Source organism: Polynucleobacter sp. (assembly GCF_044342855.1).
Taxonomy (GTDB): Bacteria; Pseudomonadota; Gammaproteobacteria; order Burkholderiales; family Burkholderiaceae; genus Polynucleobacter.
The window spans coordinates 98,696-125,533 of record NZ_JBIIPA010000001.1; the positions used below are offsets into that span (position 1 = coordinate 98,696).

Below are 26,838 nucleotides of genomic sequence, written 5' to 3' on the forward strand. Positions count from 1 at the left end.
TTTATCCGAATTAACCCCTATTTAGCCCTTTTTTAGGGCATTTTTTGAGAACTTTTAGCAATTAAGTCTTATATAAGACATGAATTACCAATTACAATAGACTGGATAGGGAATAAAGCCCTGCCGAGCCTTAAGTTGATAACTCTTACCCGATAGGAAATACGATGCTAGAAGCCTATAACGCCCAAGTTGCCGAACGCGCAGCCCTTGGAATTCCAGCCCTCCCCCTGACTAAAGATCAAACCGCTGAACTAGTTGGTTTGCTTAAAAATCCACCAAGGGGTAAGGAAGCGGAATTACTTGAACTCATTACCAATCGTGTTCCCGCTGGTGTTGATGAAGCAGCTAAAGTTAAAGCAGAATTTTTGGATGCTGTTGCTAAAGGAACTGAGAAGTCCCCTTTGATTTCACGCATCAAAGCTACTGAGCTTTTGGGTACCATGCTTGGCGGTTACAACATTAAGCCATTGGTTGAATTGCTCTCTGATTCAGAGTGTGCAGCTACTGCAGCAGCAGCCTTGAAAAAGACTTTGTTGATGTTTGACTATTTCCATGACGTACAAGAGTTAGCTGAAAAAGGGAATACAGAGGCTCAGGGTGTTCTGCAAAGCTGGGCTGATGCCGAGTGGTTTACTAGCCGCCCCGCCGTTCCAGAGAGTATGAAGCTCACCGTATTTAAAGTTACTGGCGAAACCAATACCGACGACCTCTCACCTGCTCCTGACGCATGGAGTCGTCCAGATATTCCATTGCATGCAACCATCATGCTGAAGAATCCACGTCCAGGCATTGAGCCAGACGAGGCTGGTGTTCGTGGCCCGATGAAACAAATCGAAGCTCTCCAGAAGAAAGGCAATCAAATTGCCTACGTTGGAGACGTTGTTGGTACAGGATCTTCACGTAAATCTGCAACAAACTCCGTGCTGTGGTGGACTGGCCAAGATATCCCATTTGTTCCAAATAAACGCTTTGGTGGTGTTTGCTTAGGTACAAAAATTGCTCCAATCTTCTTTAATACGATGGAAGATGCTGGCGCACTACCAATTGAGCTAGATGTTTCCGATATGAATATGGGCGACGAAATTGAATTGCGTCCATACGAAGGTAAGGCATTTAAGAACGGTAAAGAAATTGCTGCTTTCTCACTTAAGTCACCAGTGATCTTGGATGAAGTTCGTGCAGGCGGTCGTATTCCTTTGATCGTCGGTCGTGGTCTCACAGCTAAGGCTCGTGCTGCACTTGGCTTGCCAGCTTCTACAGAATTCCGCATTCCCGTTAGCCCGCCTGATAACAAAAAAGGTTTCAGCTTGGCGCAAAAGATGGTTGGTCGTGCTTGTGGATTGCCAGAAGGTCAAGGCGTACGCCCAGATACTTATTGCGAGCCACACATGACTACTGTTGGTTCACAAGACACCACTGGTCCGATGACCCGTGATGAATTGAAAGACTTGGCTTGCTTAGGCTTCTCTGCCGACTTGGTAATGCAATCTTTCTGCCATACATCTGCTTACCCAAAACCAGTTGATATTCGCACTCACCATGAGTTGCCAGCATTTATGACTAACCGCGGTGGTGTTGCATTACGTCCAGGTGATGGCGTGATTCACAGCTGGTTAAACCGCTTACTCTTGCCTGATACCTGTGGTACTGGTGGCGATAGCCATACTCGTTTTCCAATCGGCATCTCCTTCCCTGCCGGCTCTGGCTTAGTTGCCTTTGCTGCAGCTACTGGCGTAATGCCTTTGGATATGCCTGAGTCTGTATTGATTCGCTTCAAAGGAAAAATGCAGCCTGGTATCACTTTGCGTGACTTGGTGAATGCGATTCCTTTGTATGCCATCAAGAAAGGCCTGTTGACTGTTGAAAAACAAAATAAGAAGAATATTTTCTCTGGCCGCATCTTAGAAATCGAAGGTTTGCCTGACCTCAAAGTTGAACAAGCATTTGAATTGTCCGATGCTTCAGCAGAGCGTTCAGCTGCAGGTTGTGCAATTGCCCTCAGTAAAGAGCCAATCATTGAGTACATGCGCTCTAACATCACTTTGATGAAGTGGATGATTGCCAATGGTTATGAAGATAAGCGCACTTTGGGTCGTCGTATCAAGGCGATGGAAGCTTGGATTGCTAAACCTGATTTGCTTAAGGCAGACGCTGATGCTCAGTACACAGAGATTATTGAAATTGATATGAGCGAGATCAAAGAACCGATCTTGGCATGCCCTAACGATCCAGACGATGTGAAGTTCCTATCTGAAGTTTCTGGCGAGAAAATCGACGAAGTATTTATCGGTTCTTGCATGACAAACATCGGCCACTTCCGCGCTGCAGGTCAAGTTCTTCAGGGCAAAAAGGATATGCCTACTCGCTTATGGGTAGCCCCTCCAACCAAGATGGACCAGATGATTTTGACCGAAGAAGGCTATTACGGCATTCTGGGTGCAACAGGTGCTCGCATGGAAACTCCAGGCTGCTCACTCTGTATGGGTAACCAGGCTCAAATCCGTAAAGGCTCGACAGCAGTTTCTACATCAACACGTAACTTCCCGAATCGTTTAGGTATCGATACTCGTGTGTATTTGGCTTCTGCTGAGCTATCAGCAGTTGCAGCACTCTTGGGTCGCCTACCAACGCCTCAGGAATATTTCGAGCAAGTTGAGTCCTTGAATGCCAAATCTGGCGAAGTTTATAAATATATGAACTTTGACAAGATTAAGTCATTCAGTGATGTTGCTGACACAGTAACAATCTAAGTATCAGCAGCCCCGAAGTTTGGGGCAGTAAAAAAGGCGATCAGTTGATCGCCTTTTTTCTTATCTAAATTTGATTAGATGCAAAGCTTATTATCTTGATGGGCATTTTCACGATTCAAACCAGAAGCCCAATTATTAGTTGGCAGGCCTGTTTTTTCCATAATTAATTTGGCGCGCCTGGAAACTTCTTTCCACTCCACATCCAATTGAGGTCCTTTGAACGCAATTGCAACCACATTACAATCATGGGACTCTGGAAAGAGTAAAACCCGGTTATTAAATGCTTCACAGATATTATTTAAATTAATATCAAAGCTCTTATGACGAGAAAACAAATTCACCGTTAGTACGCCAGGTGACTTGAGAATGTCGTAACAACCCTTGTAGAACTCCAAGGAACTAGCGGCCGGGCCATCACAAATAGCGTCATATAAATCAACCTGAACTGCATCAAAGCGATCCTGATTCTTCTTGTTCTGAACAAAAGCCTTGGCATCAGCTTGCAATGTCTCTAGACGGCGATCATCATCGGGCGTAAAAAACATGCTGCGAGCAGAAACAATCACAGCAGGATTGAGCTCAACAACCGTAGTTTTTACAGCCGGGCAATGGCGATGAGCAAACTTTGTCAGTGCACCAGTACCCAAGCCGAGTTGAGCAATGCGCATACCCGGCCTAGTTTCCAAGAAAAGTAACCAAGCCATCATTTGCTGGTTGTATTCCAGATAAATCTCATCTGGATCACGAATTCGCATTGCACCCTGAATCAACTCGCTACCAAAGTGCAAATAACGCACCCCACCACTCTCAGAAAACGTGACTGGCTCCATCGCCATGGATGAATCAGACATTAATTATTTCGCCCAAACTCTAGCGTTGCGGAATAGGCGCATCCATGGGCTAGCACCATCTGGAGTGTCGAGCCATTCACTTGGCGCCCAGCTCATCTGTACGGCCCTAAAGACACGCTCAGGATGCGGCATCATGACTGTGAAGCGACCATCAGGAGTAGTAACCCCAGTCAAGCCGCCAGGTGAACCATTTGGGTTCATTGGATAAGTTTCAGTTGGGTTACCTTGGTGATCTACAAAACGTAGAGCAGCCAACCCTTGTTTCTGAAGTGTCTCCAAATTACCTTGCTGGCTAAAGTTAGCAAAGCCCTCGCCATGCGCAATAGCAATCGGAAGCTGACTTCCTGTCATGCCTTGAGTGAAGATAGAAGGCGATGTCGTCACTTCGGCCATCACTAATCGAGCCTCGTACTGCTCGGATTGATTGCGGGTAAATTTAGGCCAGGCTTCAGCGCCAGGAATGATTCCCGCTAGATTACTCATCATTTGGCAACCATTACAGACGCCTAATGCAAAACTATCCTGGCGATTAAAGAATGAGGAGAACTGATCGCGTAATTGAGCATTAAAGAGAATGGTCTTCGCCCAACCCTCGCCGGCACCCAATACATCTCCATAGCTAAATCCACCGCAGGCAACTAGGCCACGGAAATCATCTAACTTGGATTTACCTGAAAGCAGGTCTGACATATGAACGTCATAGCTATCAAAGCCAGCCCAATTCATGGCATAAGCCATCTCTACATGAGAGTTAACACCCTGCTCGCGCAAGATAGCGACTGTAGGTCTAGCATTCTTATTAATGAATGGTGCCGCAATATCGTCCGCAATATCAAATGTCAGCTTTGGCGACATTCCAGTATCTGCAACGTTATCGAGTAGCGCAAACTCACTATCAGCACAATCTGGGTTATCGCGTAAGCGAGCGATCTGATAACTCGTGTTAGCCCACATCTTTTGCAGGACTTCGCGTGGCTCAGCAAAGATATTTTTCGCATCACGCCAAATTTCAATGCGACCATTGGTATTTGGTTTTGCAATCACATGGCTGTAGGCGCTCAGGTTCAATTTACGCAACACAGCAAATACTGCATCGCGATCTGCTTTACGAATCTGAATTACCGCACCAAGCTCTTCATTAAATAAAGCGCGTAGGGTTTGCCCATGACGTCGACCGGACACCTGTTGCGCCCAGTTCTTAGCATCACCCCAGTCAGCCTCTTGGCCAACATCAACAGCAATCATGTCGACATTCATTGAAATGCCGGTATGCGATGCAAAAGCCATCTCTGCAATACAGGCAAACAAGCCGCCGTCAGAACGGTCATGGTAAGCCAGCAACTGATCAGCTTTACGCAGCTCAATGATGGCATTAGCAAGCGCTTTCAGATCTTCTGGGTTGTCTACATTAGGGGTTGATTTACCGGATTGGTTAAGTACTTGAGCCAGAATGCTTCCAGCCATCCGGTTTTTACCGCGGCCCAAGTCAATCAAAATTAATTCAGTTTCTAATGCTGCTCCAGACTCATCTTTGAGTTTAAGTAAAGGCGTTGTGGTTTTACGAACGTCCTGAACTGCAGCAAAAGCAGAAATAATGAGTGAAACCGGGGAAACCACTTTCTTGGCTTGATCACCCTCTTGCCATGCAGTTGCCATCGATAAAGAATCTTTACCAACTGGAATAGAAATTCCAAGCGCTGGGCATAAATCCATGCCAATTGCTTTAACGGAGTCATACAGCTTTGCATCTTCTCCGGGTGCACCACAAGCAGCCATCCAATTAGCAGAAAGCTTGACGTCTTCTAAGCGACGAATATCTGCAGCCAATAGATTGGTAATAGCTTCACCAACGGCCATCTTGGCGGCAGCTGGTGCATCAATCACAGCCAATGGAGTGCGCTCGCCCATGGTCATTACTTCACCACGGTAGCCCTTGTAATCCATCAAGGTAACTGCACAGTCCGCAACAGGAACTTGCCATGGCCCAACAAATGGATCACGAGCATTGAGACCGCCAACGGTACGATCGCCAATAGTAATTAAGAAGGATTTGCTAGCAACTGTTGGTTGCTGCAGAACCCAAGCAATGCATTGGGCAAGATCGGCGTCAGTAACATTTAACTCTTCAAACTCTTGTGCAATACGCGTCACATCACGATGCATACGCGGTGGCTTGCCAAGCAATACTTCCATTGGCATATCAATCGGCATAGCAGCATCGGTACCAGCAGCTTCTTTACTATCACTTAACTGAAGCTGACGCTCAACTGTTGCCTCACCAACTACAGCAAATGGGCATCGTTCGCGCTCACACATAGATTTGAAAAGCTCCAAATCTTTGGCTTCAATTGCTAGAACATAACGCTCTTGAGATTCGTTACACCAAATCTCAGCAGGACTCATGCCGCTTTCCTCAAGCGGTACCTTGCGCAACTGAAATTGTGCGCCTAAGCCGGCACCATCGGCTAGCTCTGGGAATGCATTAGAAATACCGCCTGCACCGACGTCATGAATAGAAACAATAGGATTGCCCTGACCCATTGCGATACAAGAATTGATCACTTCTTGTGCACGACGTTCCATTTCAGGGTTGCCGCGTTGGACAGAATCAAAATCTAAATCCGCAGTATTGGTTCCAGTTGCAACAGAACTGCCAGTTGCGCCACCCATACCAATACGCATACCAGGGCCACCCAATTGAATAAACAAGTGCCCCGCTTTAATTTGCTTCTTTGCGGTATGAATCGAATCAATACTACCAATACCACCAGCAATCATGATTGGCTTGTGATAACCACGACGAACACCTTCTAAGGTTTGCTCAAAGACGCGGAAATAACCACCAAGAATGGGGCGACCAAATTCATTATTAAATGCGGCGCCACCCAATGGACCATCAATCATGATTTGTAGTGGCGTGGCAATGCGCTCTGGCTTGCCATACTTCTCAGACTCCCACGGCAAATCAGTACCAGGGATATTCAAGTTTGAAACAGAGAACCCGGTTAGACCTGCCTTAGGGCGCCCACCAACACCAGTCGCACCTTCATCACGAATCTCGCCACCAGCACCTGTAGAGGCGCCAGGGAACGGAGCAATTGCTGTTGGGTGATTGTGTGTCTCTACCTTCATCAAGGTATGTACTAAACGTGTGTCTTTTTCGTAACGACGACCCTCGCCTTTGGATGACCAAGTTTCTGACTCGGCTCCCACCATCACCGCTGAGTTGTCGGAGTAGGCAACGATCGTGCCTTCTGGCTGAAGTTGATGCGTATTGCGAATCATCGCAAATAGAGATTTCTCTTGATCATCGCCATCGATAGTCCAACTAGAGTTGAAAATCTTGTGACGGCAATGCTCGCTATTCGCTTGGGCAAACATAATTAATTCAACATCACTCGGATTGCGTTCTAAGCGAATGAAATTCTCAACGAGATAAAGCACCTCATCTTCTGACAAGGCGAGACCTAGCTCTTGATTTGCTTTATCTAAAGCGGCCCTTCCCTCGGTTAATACCGGGATGCGAACAAATGGGCGGTCAGGTAGAGATTGATACAAAGCACTAGCTTCATTGATATCTGAGATAACCGCCTCGGTCATCCGATCATGCAAAGCTGTCAATACCAATTGCTCTTGCTCTGTGCTGAGTGCTTTTTTGCTCTGCCATGCATATTGAACACCACGCTCAATACGTAAAACTTGAAGTCCACATTGACGCGCAATATCAGTTGCTTTACTAGCCCATGGAGAAACTGTGCCAAATCGGGGAATGGCAATCGCAGATTGTTTATCTGCGGCTTTACTAAATAAGGAGCCGCCCTTCAACTGAGTTATGAAAGGTTGGCCGTAAGTCAGAAGACTCTCGAGCACCTCTCTGTCTTTGGCATTGAGTTCTGACTCAGACCAAACGAAATGAAGGTATTGAGCCTCAATGGACTCAAGTTGAATTCCTTGGGCTGCGAGCGAAGCTAAAAGTCGCTGTTGGCGGAAGGCTGAAAGGGCATTTGCCCCGGGCAAGCAACAGAATGATGACATGCCAAGATTATAAGGTTTTGCTTAAACCAGGCGCCCACCATGAAGGCTCAATTGGCGTCCGCACCGAGCAGCTAAGGTTGGATCATGGGTCACCAGAACCAGGGTTGAGGAATTCTCCCGATTGAGCTCAAAAAGGAGTTCAATCACCCGATTTCCGCTGGCTTCGTCTAGGCTCCCAGTAGGCTCATCGGCAAACAGAATGGCAGGTTTATTAATGAAAGCCCGGGCTAACGCCACCCGTTGCTGCTCACCGCCCGACAGCGTCTTAGGAAAGTGATTCGCCCTAAGGCTTAACCCAACCTTTTCCAGCCATTGATGAGCCTGTAGCCTAGCTTCAGCATGGTCTACACCAGCCATCTCTAGGGGAAGCATGACGTTCTCTAGGGCTGTTAGATGTGGCAATAGCTGAAATGATTGAAATACAAAGCCAACAAACTGACCGCGCAAACGTGCCCTACCATCTTCGTCCAGCAGATTGAGGCTTTGCCCCATTAAAGCAATTTGACCAGTGCTTGACAGATCTAAACCAGCCAAGAGGCTTAATAAGGTACTTTTTCCAGAACCGGAAGCACCAATAATTGCCGCACTTTCACCTTGCTCAATTTGAAAACTTAAGTCGTGCAAAATAGCCAAGTCGCCATCAGCCGTATTTACCAGCTTGCCAACGCGATCGGCAACAATGGAATTAGACTGTTTGTTCATGTGAAAATTTTCTAGAGTGGAAAAATGCGGATTAGGCTTTTAACTGTGAATAAATTCATTACAGGGCTATTTTGCCTTGTATTGAGCATTTCTTCCTGGGCTCAAGTAAAGCCAGTAGTCCTGATGCTGGGTGATAGCCTTTCCGCTGAATACGGCCTGCCGCGTGGCACGGGGTGGGTCACCCTGCTCCAAGAGCAATTAGCCAAAGATCAAAGCCCCTGGAGTGTGTTTAACGCCAGCATTAGCGGAGAAACTAGCTCGGGCGGTCTAAGCCGCCTCCCCAATCTCTTGGATCAGAAAAAACCAGGAATTGTGCTTATAGAGCTGGGGGCAAATGATGCCTTGCGAGGATTGCCTGTAAATCAAACCGAAGCCAATCTTCGCAAGATGATTCAGATGAGCAAAAAATCGGGTGCAAAGGTTTTGCTCTGCGGCATACAGATTCCTACGAACTATGGCCAAACCTACACCATGCAATTTAAGAATCTCTATCCATTGCTTGCAACTCAAGAGCGCATCGAGTTGCTGCCATTTTTCTTAGAAGGTGTTGCCACTAAACCAGAATTATTTCAAGCGGATCGCCTACATCCCAATGTGGCAGCACAAAGCATGATCTTTAAAAACGTATGGGGCTCAATGGCCCCATACAGTAACTTGCTTAAAAAACTACCTTAGCTTTAACTACCTGCAGTACCTGAGCTTGCCTGCTTTAGCGGGTTGATGACTTTAACGCCAGCACTATTACGCCAGTAGCCCATAAAGCCAGCGAATTCTGATTGTGCAGCTAGCGCTTGAATCTGTTGGGCCTGAGCCTTATGCGCCTTGGCATCAACTGCTGGTGGCTGACGAACTTGATCAATACGATAAATCGTAGTGCCAACACCTGGATTAGCAACCGAAACTACAGCTGGTAAGTTATTTGCATTCACGGACATAACTTCATCCATTGATGGGCCAACCAAGCTACCGGGCTTATTACGTGAGATCCAGCTAGGACTTGCGAAACCAGTCGCATTCTTTGGATCTTTTTCAAGCGCGGCTAATTTCTCGCTTGCAGCAGCAATAGCCAACTTCTCTGCGGCACGTTGACTAACTTGACGCTTCACTTCTGCAGCAACCTCGTTGTACGGCAAAATTTGTGCTGGGTGCAAAGTCACAACCCGAGCAGATACAAATACACCGGGCGCTGTTTGTACAGCTTCAGTATTGCGCTTGTTCTTAAGGGCCTCATCACCATAGAGAGATTGAATGACCTTAGGGTTAGCTAAGGGATGGTCTTTGGATACGCCTGGTGCACCACCGCGAGTTACGCCCTTCTGGGATTGAATGCTGAGCTTTAATTTATCAGCAGCAGGCTTCAGGCTATCAGACTGGTCGTAAGTCACATTCGCAAACTGATCTGCCTTTTCATTAAAGGATTTGGAATCTTCTTTTGAATCCGCCTTGAGAACAGTGTACTCAACATCAATATATTCAGGGCGCTCAAATAATTTGGCATTTGCTTCGTAAAAAGCTTTTAGCTCTTCTGAGCTTGGATTTACTTTAGACAAATAATCTTTGGCATTGAACTGCAAGGTCTGAACCTGTCTTTCGGTCTCATACAAAGATGAAACGATTTCAGATAACTTCGGGCTAGCCAGTTCTGTACGGGCTACCGAATTCACTAACTGCTGAATTTTTAAGTCAAAGCTTTGGCCAGCATAAAACTGCTCTTCATTCATGCCGTTACTCGCCAACAACTGCTTAAAGCGGGCGTCATCAAAGGTGCCATCTTGACGATATAAAGCGCGAATCTGAGGAATCTTTTGAAGACTATTTACAAGCTCTTGCTTGCCGACTTGCAAGCGCAGGTCACTCACTGCAAATCCTAAAATACGCTGCTGGAGTAACTCATTCAAAATGGCCTGACGAAACGGTAGGCTTTGAGCAATTTGCATATTGCCACCGACACGCTCAGCTTGACGCTTAGCAGCCATATCCACTTCTTGCGCAGTAATTGGTTTGCCGTTTACCTTAACAATATCTGTTTCTTTATCCATGAAGCTGGAATAGCTAGAAATACCAAACATGGCAAATGAAGGAACGATGAATAACATCAGCACAAGCTGAAGAATCTTTTGGTGCTTACGTACGGTATCAAACATGAATTAATCGATAGGAAGTGAAGTCAATAATGCGAGTGTTCTAGGCAGAAGGTCTAGAGGAACTAGAGGCCTATTAGAGGAAAGGCAAATACGATTTGGGAAACTGGTGGGCGCTGACGGGATCGAACCGCCGACATTCTGCGTGTAAGGCAGACGCTCTACCATCTGAGCTAAGCGCCCCAAATTAATACAAACGAGATTGTAACCTAGTGCGGGAATAAAAGAGAGATTCTTCATCAAAATGGACTTAAATAAACCGTTCAATATGACTCAAAATCCCTCAAATATCCCCTAGGCATCAATGCTTTATGGCCTCTCCAGAAGAAATCTTTTCATTGGCTTTGCTAGCTTCTGCAGCCTTTTTGGCAAGCTCTTCTGGCGTTGGATCTGGCAAAGCAACCGGTTTTCGCTCTAAAGCCAATTCCAAAACTTTATCAATCCAACGTACTGGAACAATTTCAATCGCATTCTTAACGTTATCCGGAATATCGATCAAATCCTTGACGTTTTCCTCAGGAATTAAAGCTAGCTTGATACCGCCACGATGGGCAGCCAGCAACTTCTCTTTTAGGCCGCCAATTGGCAATACCTCACCACGCAATGTAATCTCACCAGTCATGGCAACATCAGAGCGAATCGGAATGCCTGTAAATACGGACACCAGAGCTGTAGTGATCGCAATACCAGCCGATGGGCCATCCTTAGGTGTCGCGCCATCTGGGAAGTGAATATGAATATCTTTCTTCTCAAAAGCTTCATCGGCAATACCCAAAGCTCTCGCTCTGGAACGGACCACAGTCTTAGCTGCCTCGACAGATTCCTTCATCACATCACCAATAGAACCAGTGCGAGTAATGACACCCTTACCTGGCATCACCGCTGCCTCGATGGTCAATAGATCACCGCCAACTTCGGTCCAAGCCAAACCAGTGACCTGGCCGACTTGATTCTCTTTTGCGGCAAGACCAAAGTCATACATCTTCACGGATAGGAACCTCTCTAAATTATCAGCATTCACAGTGACTGGTGCGGCCTCTTTCTTCAGGAGAAGCAACTTCACTACCTTACGACAGATCTTGCTAATTTCACGCTCTAAAGAACGAACACCAGCTTCACGTGTGTAGTAACGAATCATGCTGCGAACAGCGGATTCCTCAATCTTCAACTCATCCTTCTTCAAGCCATTATTTTTAATTTGTTTAGGAATTAAATAGCTAATGGCAATGCTGGTCTTCTCATCCTCTGTATAGCCGGCGAGACGAATGATTTCCAAGCGATCCAATAAAGGGCCGGGAATATTCAAGGAGTTGGATGTTGCAACAAACATCACATCGGAAAGGTCAAAGTCAACCTCAACATAGTGATCTTGAAATGTGTGGTTTTGCTCTGGATCCAAGACCTCAAGTAATGCACTCGCAGGATCACCACGGAAGTCCATACCCATCTTATCTACTTCGTCCAAGAGGAATAAAGGATTGCGAACACCTACCTTGGTCAAGCTAGACAGAATTTTGCCGGGCATAGAACCAATATAAGTTCGGCGATGACCGCGGATCTCAGACTCATCACGCACACCACCCAATGCCATACGAACAAATTTACGGTTTGTTGCGCGTGCAATGGATTGACCTAGAGAAGTTTTACCGACACCAGGAGGCCCAACCAAACAAAGGATCGGAGCCTTAACGCGTTCAACACGTTGTTGAACTGCGAGATACTCCAAGATGCGTTCTTTTACTTTATCAAGACCGTAATGATCTTCATCCAATACTTTTTCAGCATTAGTTAAGTCATTGTTGATCTTGGTTTTCTTTTTCCAAGGAAGGGTCACCAAGGTGTCAATGAAATTGCGAATCACGGTTGCCTCGGCAGACATTGGCGACATAAGTTTGAGTTTCTTCAACTCAGACTCAGCCTTCTTCAAAGCCTCTTTAGGCATGCGAGCAGCTTTAATTTTCTTCTCAAGTTCCTCGAGATCGGCACCCTCTTGGCCCTCACCTAATTCTTTTTGAATGGCCTTAACTTGTTCATTCAAGTAGTACTCGCGTTGACTCTTTTCCATCTGACGTTTTACACGTCCACGAATGCGCTTCTCAACTTGCAAAATATCTATTTCGCTTTCGAGATCAGCTAAGAGACTTTCTAAACGTTGAACTACGTCAGTCATCTCCAACAAACGCTGCTTCTGCTCGAGCTTAACTGGGAGGTGTGCACAAATCGTATCCGCCAAACGACTTGGATCATCGATGCCACCGAGTGAAGACAGAATCTCTTGGGGAACTTTTTTGTTCAGTTTTACGTATTGGTCGAACTGCGCCATGATGGCGCGACGCAATGCTTCAGTTTCATGAGCGTCCAATGCTGACATTGAGGTTGGCGTAGCTTCACAGCAGAAATAGCCCTGGATATCTTCAACTTGACCGACTTCAGCACGTTGCACACCCTCAACCAATACCTTGACAGTGCCGTCTGGCAGTTTGAGCATTTGCAGAATGTTGGCGATACAACCGGCCTCATAGAGATCCTCTACGCCAGGCTCATCCTTCGCGGCAGTCTTTTGAGCAACTAAAAGCACATTTTTGCCAGTTTCCATGGCGGCTTCTAGGGCTTTGATCGATTTTGGGCGGCCCACAAATAAGGGGATAACCATATGCGGAAACACCACGACATCCCTTAAAGGGAGAAGTGGGAGTCGAATAGGTTCAGAGGGTAGTAATAAGTGTCCAGGCATGGGGCAATTCCTCCAAAATAGTCGTTCCGTAAAAATCTCTAAAAATGCCGCGCTACTACATACGCACATTATTAAGGAATAGGATACTACCTATATGGGTGCCGCCAAGTGAAAAACAAGGGGTAAATATGCAAAAAGTGAGCAAAAACACTGTGAAAACAGCAAAAAAGACGAGAAATTAGGTTTTTCTGCTCATTTCCGTGGATTCGTCACCCTGCTTGTAGACCAAAATGGGCTTTCCACCCTCAGCGATGGTATTTTCATCGACAACCACCTTTTGAACATTCTTCAAAGATGGCAGGTCATACATTACATCCATGAGGGATCCCTCAAGAATGGAACGCAGGCCACGGGCACCAGTTTTGCGTGCAATAGCCTTCTTAGCTATAGCTGATAGTGCCGCTGGGCGAACTTCAAGCTCGGAGCCTTCCATCGTTAATAGCGCTTGGTATTGCTTAACCAGGGCATTCTTAGGCTCAGTCAGGATCTGTATTAAAGCCGTTTCATCCAATTGCACCAAAGTCGCCACAACAGGCAAACGACCAATCAACTCCGGAATGAGGCCAAATTTGATTAAATCCTCTGGCTCTACTTCGATTAGAAGGTCGCTCACGCCGCGATCGTCTTTACCTGGAACCGTGGCGTTAAATCCGATGCCTGTCTTCGCGGTACGCTGTTGAATGACCTTCTCAAGGCCATCAAATGCTCCGCCACAGATAAATAGGATGTTGGTGGTATCCACTTGCAAGAAATCTTGGTTCGGATGCTTGCGTCCACCTTGAGGGGGCACGGAAGCCATTGTGCCCTCGACAAGCTTTAGCAATGCTTGCTGAACACCCTCGCCCGATACGTCGCGAGTAATGGATGGGTTGTCTGACTTACGGGAGATCTTATCGATCTCATCGATATATACAATACCGCGCTGCGCTTTTTCTACGTTGTAGTCACAAGCTTGCAATAACTTTTGAATGATGTTTTCTACGTCTTCACCAACATAACCAGCTTCAGTCAATGTCGTTGCATCAGCCATGACAAATGGAACGTCCAACATGCGCGCTAAAGTTTGCGCTAATAATGTTTTACCCGAGCCAGTTGGGCCGATCAGCAAAATATTGCTCTTTGCTAATTCAACACCGTCAACCATTGCTTTAGCAGGAACCTTGGATTCCTTTTTGCCACCAACCTCGACAGGCTTGCCGTCTTTATCAAGCTTCTCTTTTTTAGGTTTTGGCAAATACTGCAAACGCTTGTAGTGGTTGTAAACCGCTACAGCCAAAGCCTTCTTCGCATGATCTTGACCGATTACGTACTGATCTAGATTTTCACGAATTTCGTGTGGCGTTGGTAAAGCGTCATCGCCCTCTGCATTAGGAAGCTTAGCGAGCTCTTCTTGAATAACGTCGGTGCATAAGTCGATGCACTCATCGCAAATAAATACAGAAGGTCCAGCAATCAGTTTCTTCACTTCATGCTGACTCTTACCGCAGAAAGAACAATACAGAACTTTATCTGCGCTATTGGTAGTATTTTTATCGCTCAAGGTAAATATCTAAAAATGAATACGTATTAAGGGCGCTTATCGATTACTTTGTCGATCAAGCCATACTCTTGAGCTTGATCTGCAGACATGAAGTTATCGCGATCAGTGTCTTTGGCAATCGTCTCAATTGTTTGACCAGTGCGGTCAGACAAAATCTTATTCAAGCGCTCACGCAAGTAAAGAATCTCACGAGCTTGAATTTCAATATCAGAAGCTTGGCCACGTGCACCACCTAATGGTTGATGAATCATCACGCGTGAATTAGGTAATGCATAACGCTTACCCTTCTCGCCAGCACACAATAGGAATGCACCCATGCTAGCAGCCATACCCATACACAAAGTGCTGACGTGCGGCTTGATAAATTGCATCGTGTCGTAGATTGCTAGACCAGCAGAAACGGAGCCGCCAGGAGAATTAATGTACAGAGAAATTTCTTTATCTGGATTTTCACTCTCAAGGAATAGCAACTGAGCAATTACTAAATTTGCAGTTTGATCATTTACTTCGCCAACCAAGAAAACAACGCGCTCTCTCAGTAAGCGAGAGTAAATGTCATAGGCTCTCTCACCTCGACCAGAGGTTTCAATCACCATTGGAACTAAACCCAAACCTTTGGGCTCTAAATTCTCAGACTGGAAATGATTCTGGTTCATGTGATCAGGCCTTAATTAATTAATGCTTAGTTGAGTTTGCTGAGTTCTTCGAAGGTAACTACCTTATCGATCACTTTAGCTTGCGAAGTGAAATACTTAATCACGTTATCTTCTAATACCAAGTTCTCGATATCTTTGAGGCGGCTTGGATTGCTGTAGAACCAACGCACTACTTCTTTAGGATCTTCGTAAGTAGCGGCTTGTTCATCAATCTCAGCTTTGATTTGATCGGCAGTTGCAGCCAAGTTCTGTTGCTTAACCAAGTCGCTCAAAATCAAACCAAGACGAACGCGCTTGAGAGCTTGCTCAGCAAATATCTCAGCAGGAATTGGAGCATCTTTAGCGTTAGGAATGCCACGCTGAATGAGGTCTTGACGTGCAGACTCAACTAAACGTTCTTGCTCTTGAGCAACCAAAGATTTCGGTGCGTCGAGTTCGCAAAGGCTATTGAGCTTCTCCATTACCTCGCCTTTTAACAGGGAAGTAATACGACGCTTGGTTTCGCGATCTAAATTTTCTTTAACTTCTTCACGCATCTTAGCAACGCCACCTTCGGTAACGCCTAAAGATAATGCAAAGGCATCATCAATTGCTGGAAGGTGTGCCCAGTTAACAGACTTAACAGTAATTGTGAAATCTGCAGTCTTACCGGCTACATCTTTACCGTGGTAATCCGCTGGGAAGTTTAATGGGAATGTCTTGCTCTCACCTGCTTTGAGGCCCAATGTAGCAGCTTCAAATTCTGGGAGCATGCGGCCTTCACCAAGAACGTATTCAAAGTTTTCAGCTTTACCGCCAGCAAATTCAACGCCATCGATCTTACCAACAAAGTCGATCACAACTTGGTCGCCAGCTTGGGCAGCCAGATTTGCACCGCCATCACCATGAGCACCAGCTTCGCCGCGCGGATGGTAATGAACTTGCTGCTTGCGCAATACATCTAAAGCACGATCAATTTCTGCATCAGAAATATCGGTTGTGTACTGAGTTACTTCTGCTTTACTGAAATCGCCAATCTTCACTTCTGGCAACACTTCAAAGTAAGCATCAAACACGATTTTGTCTGCGTCTAATTCAGATTTAGGATCAAGGCGTGGCTGACCAGCTAAGAGAATTTTTTCTTTTTGAGCTAAGTCATAGAACAGCTCAGAAGCTTTATCGAACTGCAGCTCGAAATCCACTTGCATGCCGTACTGCTTTTCAACCATGTTCTTAGGCACTTTGCCTGGACGGAAGCCTGGGGCTTTCATGGTCTTACCCAATTTAGCCAAACGGTCTTCTCTAGCCTTAGCCAAATCGGCACGAGCGAACTCTAAGGTCACTTTGCGGTCTAACTGACCTAAATTTTCTATCTGCACAGCCATTCTCGTCTCTTATTTGAAAATCGGAATATGTGAAGCCCAAGCCAAGTAGTTATCTTGTGGTGCGAGGAGGGGGACTCGAACCCCCACACCATTGCTGGCGTCAGGACCTAAACCTGGTGCGTCTACCAATTTCGCCATCCTCGCGCGAATTCCGCAAACACTACCGAGCTGAAGCTTCACACTAAAGACCGTAATTCTACAATGCTTAGCGGTTTTGGAGGATATTTAGGCCTTATAGAGCAAAGCCACCGCATGGACTGCAATGCCCTCACCTCTACCTAAGTGCCCAAGGGATTCATTGGTTTTGGCCTTCAGGTTGACATGGCTTGGCGTGACAGCCAAATCTGCGGCGATATTGCGGACCATATCGGGCAAAAAAGTAGCTAATTTAGGCTTTTGGCAAATAATCGTCGCATCGACGTTACCTACCTGAAACCCAGCAGCCTGAATCTTCTGAAGAGCGGCTCTGAGCAAAATTCGACTATCCATATCCTTAAACTGAGGGTCGGTATCTGGAAATAGCTGGCCAATATCATTCAACCCAGCAGCGCCCAGCAGAGCATCGGTTAATGCATGTAACAAGGCATCCGCATCCGAATGCCCTAGCAGGCCTTTATCACTGGGAACATGAACACCGCCCAATATCAACTTACGATCCGCAACCAGGGCGTGAACGTCGTAACCTTGACCAATGCGAAACTGGGGAATGTGAGGAGCGCTTGAAGTCATTGAGTTGTCGTTATAGGTTCTAAGATCTTATTTGCAGGAGGCCTGCAAGATGGTTTGCATCAAATCCCAATCTGCTGGGTGAGTTACTTTGAAGTTGCGGGTAGCACCCTCTATTAATAATGGGCTAGAGCCGGAGAGCTCCATTGCACTTGCTTCATCGGTAATATCGGCCTCTAGTCGTATGCCCCCTTCAATTGCATCATGCAGGTGCTTTAGGCCAAACATCTGGGGCGTTTGCGCCTGCCAAAGATGATCACGAGAAATCGTCTTCATCGCCCTATTGGGGTTACCGGCAATTGCGGAGTTGGCATCAGCCATTTTCAAGGTATCCGCTAAAGGCATGGCCAAGAGACCGCCCTCACCAGCCTGAGCGACTGCAAGAATCAGCTTTTGAATCAGCTCTGGAGAAATGCCAGGACGAGCAGCGTCATGAACTAGCACCCAATCATTCTCTGGAATACCTGCCTTGAGCATGGCGGCCAGAGTATTTCTGACGGTTTCTTGACGAGTGGGACCGCCGCTCGCAAGAAATTGAATAGAAGTAGATTTACTGGAAAGTAAGCTCAAGATAGGATTGTCGATAAATCCTGGACTAACCCCCACCCAAATAGAGGCAATCTCTGGGGTGGCAATAAAGGCATCCAAGGCATAAGCTAGCATTGGCCTGCCCGCAAGCTCTTGAAACTGCTTTGGCAAAACTCCACCAAGTCTGGATCCTGTTCCGGCCGTAGGTAACAAGGCGTGACATTGGGGTGAAGATTGATTTGCTGGGTGCATACCTGATTCTATAATGAGCACAGATGTCTGATGCATTAAAACTAGCACCCCCCATACCTGCGCCGCGGGCTGGGCAGCGCTTTACCTTTTCAGGGCTAGTTGGCTCCTCAGATGCCGCATTAATAGCCCAATCCGCTCTGCGGTATCGATCTGAATTCTCAGTCATGGTTATTTTCTGTGCGCAGGCGCAGGAAGCCCAGCGTCTTCTCGAAGAGATTCCGGCTTTTGCCCCACAACTTAAAACGCGCCTATTGCCCGATTGGGAAATTCTGCCGTATGACCATTTCTCACCACATCAGGATTTGGTCTCAGAACGCTTAGCAACACTTTATGAATTACTGAACGGTAGTTGCGACATTGTCTTAGTGCCCATCACCACCGCTTTGCAGAGACTTGGGCCGCCAAACTTTTTATCTGGGCACACTTTCTTCTTTAGGCAAGGTGACAAACTTAATGAGGCGGCACTAAAGCTCCAGCTTCAGCAAGCTGGTTACGATCCCGTCAGCGCAGTCATGCGTCCCGGCGAATACAGCATTCGTGGTGGCTTGATTGATTTATTTCCGATGGGCTCTAGCCTGCCGTATCGCCTCGATCTCTTTGGTGATGAGATTGAGCAAATTCGAGCTTTCGACCCAGATACCCAGCGCAGCCTCTATCCGGTTAAAGAAGTTCGCCTATTACCGGGGCATGAATTTCCATTTGATGATGCTTCACGTACCGCCTTCCGCGGCAGATGGCGCGAAGTATTTGAAGGGGATCCAGCTCGCTGCTCAATATACAAAGATGCCAACCTCGGGATTCCGAGTGCGGGTATTGAATCCTATCTGCCCCTCTTCTTTGAAGAGTCATCTACCCTATTTGATTATTTCCCACGCTCAGGTGATCCCGTCTGGATAGTCAGCATCGGTGATGTTGAAGATTCTATTAAGAGCTTTTGGAAAGATACGCTTTCTAGATACGAATTCTTAAAGCACGATCTGGATCGCCCTATTCTTCCACCAGCAGAGCTATTCCTAGATGTCGATCAATTCTTTACGGCAGCTAAACCTAATGCACGTTTGGCATTGGATAAGGAAGCGGACAAAGAAACAAAAGCTTCTCCGCATTTTTTATCTGTTCCTGACTTAGCAGTACATCGTCGTGATGCAGATCCAATGAATCGCTTGCGTGCCTTGGTTTCTCAAGAAAAAGTTCGCGTACTCATTTGTAGCGATAGCAATGGTCGCAAAGAATCGATTCGCCAACTCTTTGAAGAGGGTAATTCGGTTGCCGGGCAGAATGGCAAACCCCCCTATCCCTTGAAGCCAGAAGGCTTTGAAGGAATTGCTGATTTTATTAAGAGTGGATCACTTTTTGGCCTAGTCACAGCGCAACTCTTTAACGGCTTTACCTGGCCAGCTAAAAACCTCATTGTTGTTACCGAGGCCGAGCTCTTCACTACCACTGCACGTCAACGACGCAAGGGTAAAGAAAGTGAGAGCACCGATCCGGATATGCTCTTCAAGGATTTATCTGAGCTCAAGATCGGTGATCCTGTTGTGCATTCAGATCATGGCATTGGTCGCTATCAAGGATTGGTACTACTCAATTTAGCGCCGCCCAAAGAAGAACCTATTTTTGAAGAGTTCCTGCACTTGGTTTACGCCAAAGATGCGACTCTATATGTACCGGTGCAACAGCTACAGATGGTGACCCGATATGCAGGTTCCGATCCTGACTCAGCACCATTGCATCAACTGGGTTCTGGTCAGTGGGATAAAGCAAGACGAAAAGCTGCACAACAAATTCGCGATACCGCCGCTGAGCTATTAAGCCTATATGCAGCAAGAGCGATTCGAAAAGGTCATGCCTTTGAATTCTCGGCACATGACTACGCCGCCTTTGCTGAAAGCTTTGGCTTTGAAGAAACTCCTGATCAAGCAAATGCAATTGCCGCAGTGATCGGGGATATGACCAGCGGCACACCAATGGATAGATTGGTGTGCGGCGATGTGGGCTTCGGAAAGACTGAGGTTGCACTCCGCGCCAGCTTTGTTGCCGTTATGGGGGGTAAGCAAGTAGCCATCCTGGCGCCAACCACCCTACTCGCCGAACAACACGTCGCAACTTGGAAAGATCGATTTGCTGATTGGCCCGTGCGCATTGTTGAGCTCTCGCGCTTTAAAAACACCAAAGAAATTAATGCAGCTCTTGAGGCAATTGCTAAAGGTGAGGCCGATATCATTATTGGCACACATAAACTTCTTTCAAAAGAAACTCAGTTTGCCAACTTAGGCTTGGTTATCGTCGATGAGGAACATCGCTTTGGTGTACGCCAAAAAGATGCGCTCAAGGCATTACGCGCTGAAGTGGATATTCTGACCCTGACTGCTACGCCAATTCCAAGAACTCTTGGCATGGCAATGGAAGGCTTGCGTGAGCTCTCGATCATTGCGACGGCACCCCAGAAACGTTTGGCTATCAAAACATTTGTGCGCCGCGAAGGTGATGGCGTTATTCGTGAAGCTGTACTGCGTGAAATTAAGCGTGGTGGACAGGTCTATTTCCTGCATAACGAAGTCGAAACTATTCAAAACCGTAAGCATTCTTTACAGCAATTGATTCCAGAGGCACGAATTAGCGTAGCGCACGGTCAAATGCATGAGCGTGAACTGGAATCAGTTATGCGTGAGTTTGTGACACAGCGTACGAACATCTTGCTATGCACCACCATTATTGAAACGGGTATTGACGTTCCAACTGCTAACACCATCATCATGCATCGCGCAGACAAGTTTGGATTGGCGCAGTTACATCAATTACGTGGTCGTGTTGGGCGCTCTCATCACCAAGCTTATGCCTATTTGCTAGTGCCGGACCCTGAGGCTCTTAGCAAGCAAGCGCAACTGCGTTTAAATGCAATTCAAGCCATGGAAGAGCTGGGGTCTGGTTTCTATTTAGCGATGCATGATTTAGAAATCCGCGGCGCGGGTGAGGTCCTGGGTGATAAACAATCCGGTGAAATTCATGAAATTGGATTTCAGCTGTATACCGAGATGCTCAATCGCGCAGTTAAATCCTTACGTAGCGGCAAAGAACCAGATCTTCTATCACCCCTGCAGGCGACCACCGATGTCAATCTTGGTGTACCCGCCCTCTTTCCGAATGACTATTGCCCCGATGTTCATGAGCGGCTATCCATGTACAAGCGCTTTGCCGGCACACATGATTTCTCTGAACTCATGGGATTGCGTGAAGAGCTTGTAGATCGCTATGGAGATTTACCTGATCAAGCTAAATCTCTATATGAAACCCATCGATTACGCCTAGAAATGGCTGGGTTTGGAATCAAGAAGATTGATGCTAGCTCCGTGTCTATCCAGATTCAGTTCATACCAAACCCTCCGATTGATCCAATGAAGATTATTCAATTGATTCAGTCGTCTAAGTACATTCAACTTAATGGGCAAGATAAGTTAAAAATTCTCCCCCAAAAAGAGAAAGATTTTGAGAAACTAGAGCAACGTCTAGACCATATCCGGAAAATTCTCAGAAGCCTCAATGAATCCGCCATGCTCAACACCGCTCAAGCAAATTAATTACTGATCGTTAATCGCCCATGTCTAAGCACCTTACTCTTGTAGCGCTTGCAAGCTCCCCAATCACTTTGCAATTAAATGCTGCATTAATTGCGCATTCAAAAATCTTAGGCATTGAAATTACTAAGGAGACTAAGGAACAGTCTCACTCAAAATATTTCACCGCCCGCTGGACTTGCTCTGAAGCCTTATTGCCGGAGGCAAGAGTTGCTCTGCGCGATATTGCTGCTGCACACGACACGGATTTGGCTTTCCTCTCCCCAGGATTTAATCCTGATGCAGTGAAGGTACTGGCAATGGATATGGACTCCACTCTTATTAATATCGAGTGTATTGATGAGGTTGCAGACTTCACAGGCAAGAAGACGGCCGTTTCAGAAATCACTGAGGCCACTATGCGTGGTGAAATTAAAGACTTTAAAGAAAGCTTGCGCAGACGCGTAGCCCTTCTAGAAGGTGTATCCGCTGATGTATTGGATTCGGTCTACCGTGAACGTTTGCGACCTAACCCTGGTGCAACTGAATTGTTAGCTGGAGCGAATGCTAGAGGCTTGTATACCCTGCTAGTTTCTGGTGGCTTTACTTTCTTTACCCAAAAGCTCCAACAGGAGTTTGGCTTTAAGCAAACCCAAGCCAATACTTTAGAAATCATTGACGGCAAGTTGACGGGTAAAGTCATTGGCAATATCGTTGATGGTGCAGCCAAAGATACCTACCTAGAGCAAGCCTGTAATCTGATAGGTTGCCAAAAAATAAACTCTATCACCATGGGTGATGGATCAAATGACCTGCCAATGATGCATGGCTCTGGAATCAGTATTGCCTATAAAGCAAAACCCATAGTCAAAGAAAAAGCCGACGCGGCTTTTGACCGAGTCGGCTTGGATGCTGCTTTACTGCTAATCGCCTAATTCACCTGGTATTAGGTGACAGCAGTAAATAAGCCCTGATTACAGGCGCTCAAAAATAGTTGCAATACCTTGACCACCACCAATACACATTGTGACCAAAGCGTATTTGCCTTGAACACGGTGTAATTCATGAATAGCCTTAGTAGCGATAGCGGCACCAGAGCAGCCGATTGGGTGACCCAATGCAATCGCTCCACCATTGACGTTTGTCTTGGCTGGATCTAAACCCAACCCCTTAGTCACTGCCAAAGCTTGAGCAGCAAATGCTTCATTAGATTCGATCACGTCAATTTGATCCAATTTCAAGCCAGCACGCTCAAGAGCAATCTTGGTTGCTGGGATTGGGCCTTCACCCATGATGTGGTTGGGCACACCAGCAATAGCGTAAGACACTAAGCGAGCTATTGGCCTATGGCCAGCCTTCTTGGCAGCTTCAGCTTCAGCCAATACAAAGAATGCTGCACCATCGTTGATGCCTGATGCATTACCAGCAGTAACGCTACCGCCCTCTTTTTTGAAGACTGCTTTCATCTTCGCCAAAGTTTCCATGGTGGTATCTGGCTTGCAATGTTCGTCTGTATCAAACACCACATCACCCTTACGAGTTTTGATGGTGATTGGAACGATTTGAGATTTGAAACGACCCTCTTTGATTGCGTGTGCAGCACGGCGATGGGATTCTACGGCGAGGGCATCTTGCTCTTCACGTGTGAACTTCCACTTTTCAACGAGGTTCTCTGCAGTAACACCCATATGACCAACACCAAATGGATCGGTCAATACAGAAACCATTAAATCAAGCATTTTGGTATCGCCCATGCGAGCACCGCTTCGCATTGCTGGTGAGCCGTACATGCCGCGCGACATCACTTCAACACCACCACCGATACCGTAATCGCAGTCACCCAACATAATTTGTTGAGCAGTCGTCACGATTGCTTGCAAACCGGAGCTGCATAAACGGTTCAAAGCCATCGCAACGGATTCCATTGGGAGGCCAGCTTGAATAGAGGCAACACGAGCTACATAGGCGTAACGGTTATCCGTAGGAATAGTGTTACCCACAGTAACGTAATTAATTAAGGCTGGATCTACACCAGAGCGGGCAACCGCTTCCTTCATCACGATACCGCCGAGTTCACATGGCTCGAGGCTACTCAATGATCCATTGAAAGTACCAATGGCTGAACGTACAGCACTTAAAATGACGACATCACGACTCATAACAATCCCCTTTACGGTACCTAATTAGGCAAAATAATGACCCCAATGAAAGGCCAAAACACAATTTTTATTCCAATAGTCAAGTTTCGGCTATTAGGTCATGCCCTTGGGAGCTAATCACCGTCACTTTGATGATTTCGCCAGCGCGATAGCGCTTTGAAGGCTTGCTAGGAGTTAAAACCCTCACCAAACCATCAATTTCAGGGGCATCACCGATAGTTCGGCCAATTCCGCCAGATTCATCCACGCGATCAATAATGACCTGAATGCGCTTGCCTATTTTTTTAGCAAGTCGTTTAGTCGAGATTTCTTCAGCCTTGGCCATAAAACGGGCTCTGCGATCTTCACGCAACGCTTCCGGAATCGGGTTATCCAAGGCATTGGCAGTTGCACCCTCAACCGGTGAATAAGCAAAACAACCGGCGCGATCTATTTGAGCCTCATCAAGGAAGTTCAAAAGATACTCAAACTCTTCTTCGGTTTCGCCTGGAAAGCCTGCAATAAAAGTACTACGAATTACCAAGTTCGGGCAAGCAGCACGCCATGCTTGTATACGCTCTAAATTCTTTTCTCCGCTAGCGGGACGCTTCATACGCTTGAGCACATCTGGATGCGCGTGTTGCAAAGGAATATCTAGATAAGGGAGGACGCCATAACCATGATCAGAGAACTCAGCCATTAAAGGCAGAACATCATCAACATGTGGATATGGGTAAACGTAATGCAGGCGAACCCAGGCTTGATGCTCTCTCGCGATTTGGTTTAAGGCGTTCACCAAGTCAAACATGCGCGTCTTGACGGGCTTGCCACCCCAAAAGCCAGTGCGATATTGAATATCAACACCATATGCGCTCGTGTCTTGCGAAACAACCAATAACTCTTTAACCCCGGACTCAAATAATTTTTTGGCCTCAAGGAGTACTTCGCCAATCGGGCGTGAAACCAGATCGCCACGCATGCTTGGAATAATGCAGAAGGTGCAACGGTGATTGCAGCCTTCAGAGATCTTAAGATACGCATAATGCTTTGGCGTGAGCTTCACACCAATCGGCGGCAGTAAATCAGTGAAGGGATCGTGAGGTTTTGGCAGGTGCAGATGAATAGCCTGCATCACCTCTTGCGTGGCGTGTGGGCCAGTAACAGCAAGGACTTTAGGGTGAATACTCTGGATGAGATCGCTACCATCAGCATTTTTACGAGCTCCAAGACAGCCCGTAACAATCACCTTGCCGTTCTCGGATAAGGCCTCACCAATCGCGGCAAGACTCTCCTCTACAGCAGAGTCAATAAAGCCACAGGTGTTCACTATTACGAGATCTGCACCAGAATAATCCTTGGCAGTCTCATAACCCTCAGCACTAAGTTGAGTGAGGATGAGTTCGGAATCCACCAATGCCTTGGGACAGCCCAAGGAAACAAAACCAACTTTGCCCGCCACAACTATTCTTTTTCTGTTTTATTAGATTGCCCAGTAAATGGGAAGCTCTGCATTTGCTCTTGCATCTTCACAAACAGATCTTTGCTTTGCTCCATGTAGTTGCCCATTAAGCCTTGCATCATTGGGTTTTGAAGATTCATCATCTTGGCCCATGCCTCAGGGGTGCTGCCTGCACCCAAGCCCTGTGTTTGATCGCCCAACTTATTGTGAATATCCACAAAAGATTGCATCGTCTTTTCAAGATAGCTGCCCATCAACCCTTGCATGGAATTTCCATAGAAGTGAATGATTTGAGAAAGCATTTGTGTTGAAAACACTGGCGCTCCACCAGCCTCTTCTTCCAAAATAATTTGCAGCAAGATATTGCGCGTCAAATCATCTTCAGTTTTTGCATCCACAACGCTAAAAGCATCGCCGGCCATCACTAAATTTTTAATATCAGCCAGGGTGACATAAGTGCTGGTTTGGGTGTCATATAAACGACGATTGGGGTATTTCTTGATCAGGCGGCTATCGCCTGATTTTTTGGAACGTGTGGCCATGTATTTTTCCTAACTCTCGATACTGCAATGCAACATCGGCATAGTTTATCTCTAGTTTGACCTAAAGGTAAATATGCCGATGAGCTCGCCACAAAAACTGCATTTTTGAGGTGTTTAGCCTGTATGCAGACCACCGTTTAAGGAGAAGTCGGCACCGGTTGCATAGCCACCATCATCAGAAGCGATCCAGCAGCAAATGGAAGCAATCTCTTCTGGAGTGCCCAAACGCTTAACTGGAACACCAGCAACAATCTTCTCCAGAACATCTTCACGAATAGCCTTGACCATGTCTGTACCGATATATCCAGGAGAAACTGTATTTACAGTCACGCCCTTAGATGCCAACTCTTGCGACAATGCCATCGTAAATCCGTGTAAGCCTGCTTTTGCTGTGGAATAGTTAGATTGCCCAAACTGACCCTTTTGGCCGTTTACAGAAGAAATATTGATAATGCGACCCCAGCCGTTATCCGCCATGCCATCAACCACTTGTTTGGTCACATTGAATAGTGAGTTGAGATTGGTATCAATAACCGCTTTCCATTGCTCAGGAGTCATTTTGCGGAACACGCTGTCTTGAGTAATGCCAGCATTGTTTACGAGAACATCAACACGGCCTACTTCAGCTTTAACCTTATCGAATGCAGCAACCGTACTATTCCAATCAGAAACGTTACCCTCAGAAGCAATGAAGTCATAACCTAAAGCTTTTTGCTCGCCAATCCAGCGATCCTTGCGCGGGGAGTTTGGGCCACAACCAGCAATAACTTTGAAACCATCCTTGGCAAGGCGTTGACAAATAGCAGTACCGATGCCACCCATACCACCAGTTACATATGCAATCTTTTGAGACATGTAATTCCCCT

18 protein-coding genes and 2 tRNA genes are annotated in these 26,838 nt (G+C 46.5%); 4 read left to right on the forward strand and 16 right to left on the reverse strand.

The annotated features are described in order from the left end of the window. Window positions 1–164: 164 nt before the first annotated feature. Window positions 165–2,750: a bifunctional aconitate hydratase 2/2-methylisocitrate dehydratase gene (locus ACIQZ3_RS00565; protein WP_397389646.1), complete on the forward strand. Its 2,586-nt coding sequence runs from the start codon at window positions 165–167 to the stop codon at window positions 2,748–2,750. A gap of 74 nt (window positions 2,751–2,824) precedes the next feature. On the opposite strand, the gene ACIQZ3_RS00570 is transcribed toward ACIQZ3_RS00565, so the two are convergent. The 3 genes from ACIQZ3_RS00570 to ACIQZ3_RS00580 are packed head-to-tail and all read right to left on the reverse strand — an operon-like array spanning window position 2,825 to window position 8,338. Next, entirely contained in the window at window positions 2,825–3,601 is a 777-nt protein-coding gene (locus ACIQZ3_RS00570) for a spermidine synthase (RefSeq protein WP_397389647.1), read from the reverse strand. Window positions 3,602–3,604: 3 nt separating this feature from the next. Then, the gene (gene purL, locus ACIQZ3_RS00575; RefSeq protein ID WP_397389648.1) at window positions 3,605–7,636 is read right to left on the reverse strand and encodes a phosphoribosylformylglycinamidine synthase; all 4,032 of its coding nucleotides are present in this window, start codon (window positions 7,634–7,636) and stop codon (window positions 3,605–3,607) included. 21 nt (window positions 7,637–7,657) lie between these two features. Continuing rightward, a complete protein-coding gene (locus ACIQZ3_RS00580) occupies window positions 7,658–8,338 on the reverse strand; it encodes an ABC transporter ATP-binding protein (RefSeq protein ID WP_397389649.1) in 681 nt (226 codons plus the stop codon). 81 nt (window positions 8,339–8,419) lie between these two features. Here ACIQZ3_RS00580 and ACIQZ3_RS00585 point away from each other — a divergent pair, with 81 nt between their 5' ends. Further along, complete coding sequence (locus ACIQZ3_RS00585; RefSeq protein ID WP_397389650.1) at window positions 8,420–9,013, forward strand: arylesterase; 594 nt, start codon at window positions 8,420–8,422, stop codon at window positions 9,011–9,013. A 2-nt stretch (window positions 9,014–9,015) separates the two neighbouring features. Here ACIQZ3_RS00585 and ACIQZ3_RS00590 read toward each other — a convergent pair whose 3' ends face one another. From ACIQZ3_RS00590 to ispD, 9 genes are all read right to left on the reverse strand, one after another. Next, window positions 9,016–10,482, reverse strand: coding sequence for a peptidylprolyl isomerase (locus ACIQZ3_RS00590; RefSeq protein ID WP_397389651.1), 1,467 nt, complete (start codon window positions 10,480–10,482; stop codon window positions 9,016–9,018). 104 nt (window positions 10,483–10,586) lie between these two features. Beyond that, window positions 10,587–10,662 (reverse strand) — tRNA-Val (locus tag ACIQZ3_RS00595). A gap of 118 nt (window positions 10,663–10,780) precedes the next feature. After that, window positions 10,781–13,213, reverse strand: a complete 2,433-nt coding sequence (gene lon / locus ACIQZ3_RS00600; protein WP_397389652.1) for an endopeptidase La — start codon at window positions 13,211–13,213, stop codon at window positions 10,781–10,783. Between the two features lie 178 nt (window positions 13,214–13,391). Beyond that, window positions 13,392–14,753: an ATP-dependent Clp protease ATP-binding subunit ClpX gene (clpX, locus tag ACIQZ3_RS00605; protein ID WP_397389653.1), complete on the reverse strand. Its 1,362-nt coding sequence runs from the start codon at window positions 14,751–14,753 to the stop codon at window positions 13,392–13,394. A 26-nt stretch (window positions 14,754–14,779) separates the two neighbouring features. Further along, window positions 14,780–15,409, reverse strand: coding sequence for an ATP-dependent Clp endopeptidase proteolytic subunit ClpP (gene clpP / locus ACIQZ3_RS00610; protein ID WP_215306976.1), 630 nt, complete (start codon window positions 15,407–15,409; stop codon window positions 14,780–14,782). Between the two features lie 26 nt (window positions 15,410–15,435). Further along, window positions 15,436–16,773, reverse strand: a complete 1,338-nt coding sequence (tig, locus tag ACIQZ3_RS00615) for a trigger factor (protein ID WP_397389654.1) — start codon at window positions 16,771–16,773, stop codon at window positions 15,436–15,438. A 57-nt stretch (window positions 16,774–16,830) separates the two neighbouring features. Next, window positions 16,831–16,917 (reverse strand) — tRNA-Leu (locus tag ACIQZ3_RS00620). An 81-nt stretch (window positions 16,918–16,998) separates the two neighbouring features. After that, on the reverse strand, window positions 16,999–17,502 hold the full coding sequence (ispF, locus tag ACIQZ3_RS00625) for a 2-C-methyl-D-erythritol 2,4-cyclodiphosphate synthase (protein ID WP_397389655.1): 504 nt from the start codon (window positions 17,500–17,502) through the stop codon (window positions 16,999–17,001). 27 nt (window positions 17,503–17,529) lie between these two features. Next, a complete protein-coding gene (gene ispD, locus ACIQZ3_RS00630; protein ID WP_397389656.1) occupies window positions 17,530–18,279 on the reverse strand; it encodes a 2-C-methyl-D-erythritol 4-phosphate cytidylyltransferase in 750 nt (249 codons plus the stop codon). A 23-nt stretch (window positions 18,280–18,302) separates the two neighbouring features. Between ispD and mfd the strand changes: the two genes are divergently transcribed. Together mfd and serB are read left to right on the forward strand one after the other, a co-directional pair. Continuing rightward, on the forward strand, window positions 18,303–21,857 hold the full coding sequence (gene mfd, locus ACIQZ3_RS00635; RefSeq protein ID WP_397389657.1) for a transcription-repair coupling factor: 3,555 nt from the start codon (window positions 18,303–18,305) through the stop codon (window positions 21,855–21,857). A 20-nt stretch (window positions 21,858–21,877) separates the two neighbouring features. After that, window positions 21,878–22,768 carry a phosphoserine phosphatase SerB gene (gene serB / locus ACIQZ3_RS00640; protein ID WP_397389658.1) on the forward strand — a complete coding sequence of 297 codons (891 nt, stop codon included), beginning with the start codon at window positions 21,878–21,880 and terminating at the stop codon, window positions 22,766–22,768. A 39-nt stretch (window positions 22,769–22,807) separates the two neighbouring features. Here the strand turns inward: serB and ACIQZ3_RS00645 are convergent, their stop codons facing one another. From ACIQZ3_RS00645 to ACIQZ3_RS00660, 4 genes are all read right to left on the reverse strand, one after another. After that, window positions 22,808–23,992, reverse strand: a complete 1,185-nt coding sequence (locus tag ACIQZ3_RS00645) for an acetyl-CoA C-acyltransferase family protein (RefSeq protein WP_397389659.1) — start codon at window positions 23,990–23,992, stop codon at window positions 22,808–22,810. Window positions 23,993–24,071: 79 nt separating this feature from the next. Next, a complete protein-coding gene (gene rimO, locus ACIQZ3_RS00650) occupies window positions 24,072–25,430 on the reverse strand; it encodes a 30S ribosomal protein S12 methylthiotransferase RimO (protein WP_397389660.1) in 1,359 nt (452 codons plus the stop codon). 2 nt (window positions 25,431–25,432) lie between these two features. Continuing rightward, a complete protein-coding gene (phaR, locus tag ACIQZ3_RS00655; RefSeq protein ID WP_397389661.1) occupies window positions 25,433–25,972 on the reverse strand; it encodes a polyhydroxyalkanoate synthesis repressor PhaR in 540 nt (179 codons plus the stop codon). A gap of 114 nt (window positions 25,973–26,086) precedes the next feature. After that, complete coding sequence (locus tag ACIQZ3_RS00660; protein WP_397389662.1) at window positions 26,087–26,827, reverse strand: 3-ketoacyl-ACP reductase; 741 nt, start codon at window positions 26,825–26,827, stop codon at window positions 26,087–26,089. Window positions 26,828–26,838: the final 11 nt, after the last annotated feature.

What these genes read in the sequence shown, in the direction of transcription:
- ACIQZ3_RS00565 (WP_397389646.1), top strand. Translation starts at nt 165, where the DNA reads ATGCTAGAAGCCTATAACGCCCAAGTTGCCGAACGCGCAGCCCTTGGA.
- ispD (WP_397389656.1), bottom strand. Translation starts at nt 18,279, where the DNA reads ATGCACCCAGCAAATCAATCTTCACCCCAATGTCACGCCTTGTTACCT.
- tig (WP_397389654.1), bottom strand. Translation starts at nt 16,773, where the DNA reads ATGGCTGTGCAGATAGAAAATTTAGGTCAGTTAGACCGCAAAGTGACC.
- ACIQZ3_RS00645 (WP_397389659.1), bottom strand. Translation starts at nt 23,992, where the DNA reads ATGAGTCGTGATGTCGTCATTTTAAGTGCTGTACGTTCAGCCATTGGT.
- ACIQZ3_RS00570 (WP_397389647.1), bottom strand. Translation starts at nt 3,601, where the DNA reads ATGTCTGATTCATCCATGGCGATGGAGCCAGTCACGTTTTCTGAGAGT.
- phaR (WP_397389661.1), bottom strand. Translation starts at nt 25,972, where the DNA reads ATGGCCACACGTTCCAAAAAATCAGGCGATAGCCGCCTGATCAAGAAA.
- ACIQZ3_RS00660 (WP_397389662.1), bottom strand. Translation starts at nt 26,827, where the DNA reads ATGTCTCAAAAGATTGCATATGTAACTGGTGGTATGGGTGGCATCGGT.
- ispF (WP_397389655.1), bottom strand. Translation starts at nt 17,502, where the DNA reads ATGACTTCAAGCGCTCCTCACATTCCCCAGTTTCGCATTGGTCAAGGT.
- ACIQZ3_RS00590 (WP_397389651.1), bottom strand. Translation starts at nt 10,482, where the DNA reads ATGTTTGATACCGTACGTAAGCACCAAAAGATTCTTCAGCTTGTGCTG.
- mfd (WP_397389657.1), top strand. Translation starts at nt 18,303, where the DNA reads ATGTCTGATGCATTAAAACTAGCACCCCCCATACCTGCGCCGCGGGCT.
- clpP (WP_215306976.1), bottom strand. Translation starts at nt 15,409, where the DNA reads ATGAACCAGAATCATTTCCAGTCTGAGAATTTAGAGCCCAAAGGTTTG.
- purL (WP_397389648.1), bottom strand. Translation starts at nt 7,636, where the DNA reads ATGTCATCATTCTGTTGCTTGCCCGGGGCAAATGCCCTTTCAGCCTTC.
- serB (WP_397389658.1), top strand. Translation starts at nt 21,878, where the DNA reads ATGTCTAAGCACCTTACTCTTGTAGCGCTTGCAAGCTCCCCAATCACT.
- lon (WP_397389652.1), bottom strand. Translation starts at nt 13,213, where the DNA reads ATGCCTGGACACTTATTACTACCCTCTGAACCTATTCGACTCCCACTT.
- ACIQZ3_RS00580 (WP_397389649.1), bottom strand. Translation starts at nt 8,338, where the DNA reads ATGAACAAACAGTCTAATTCCATTGTTGCCGATCGCGTTGGCAAGCTG.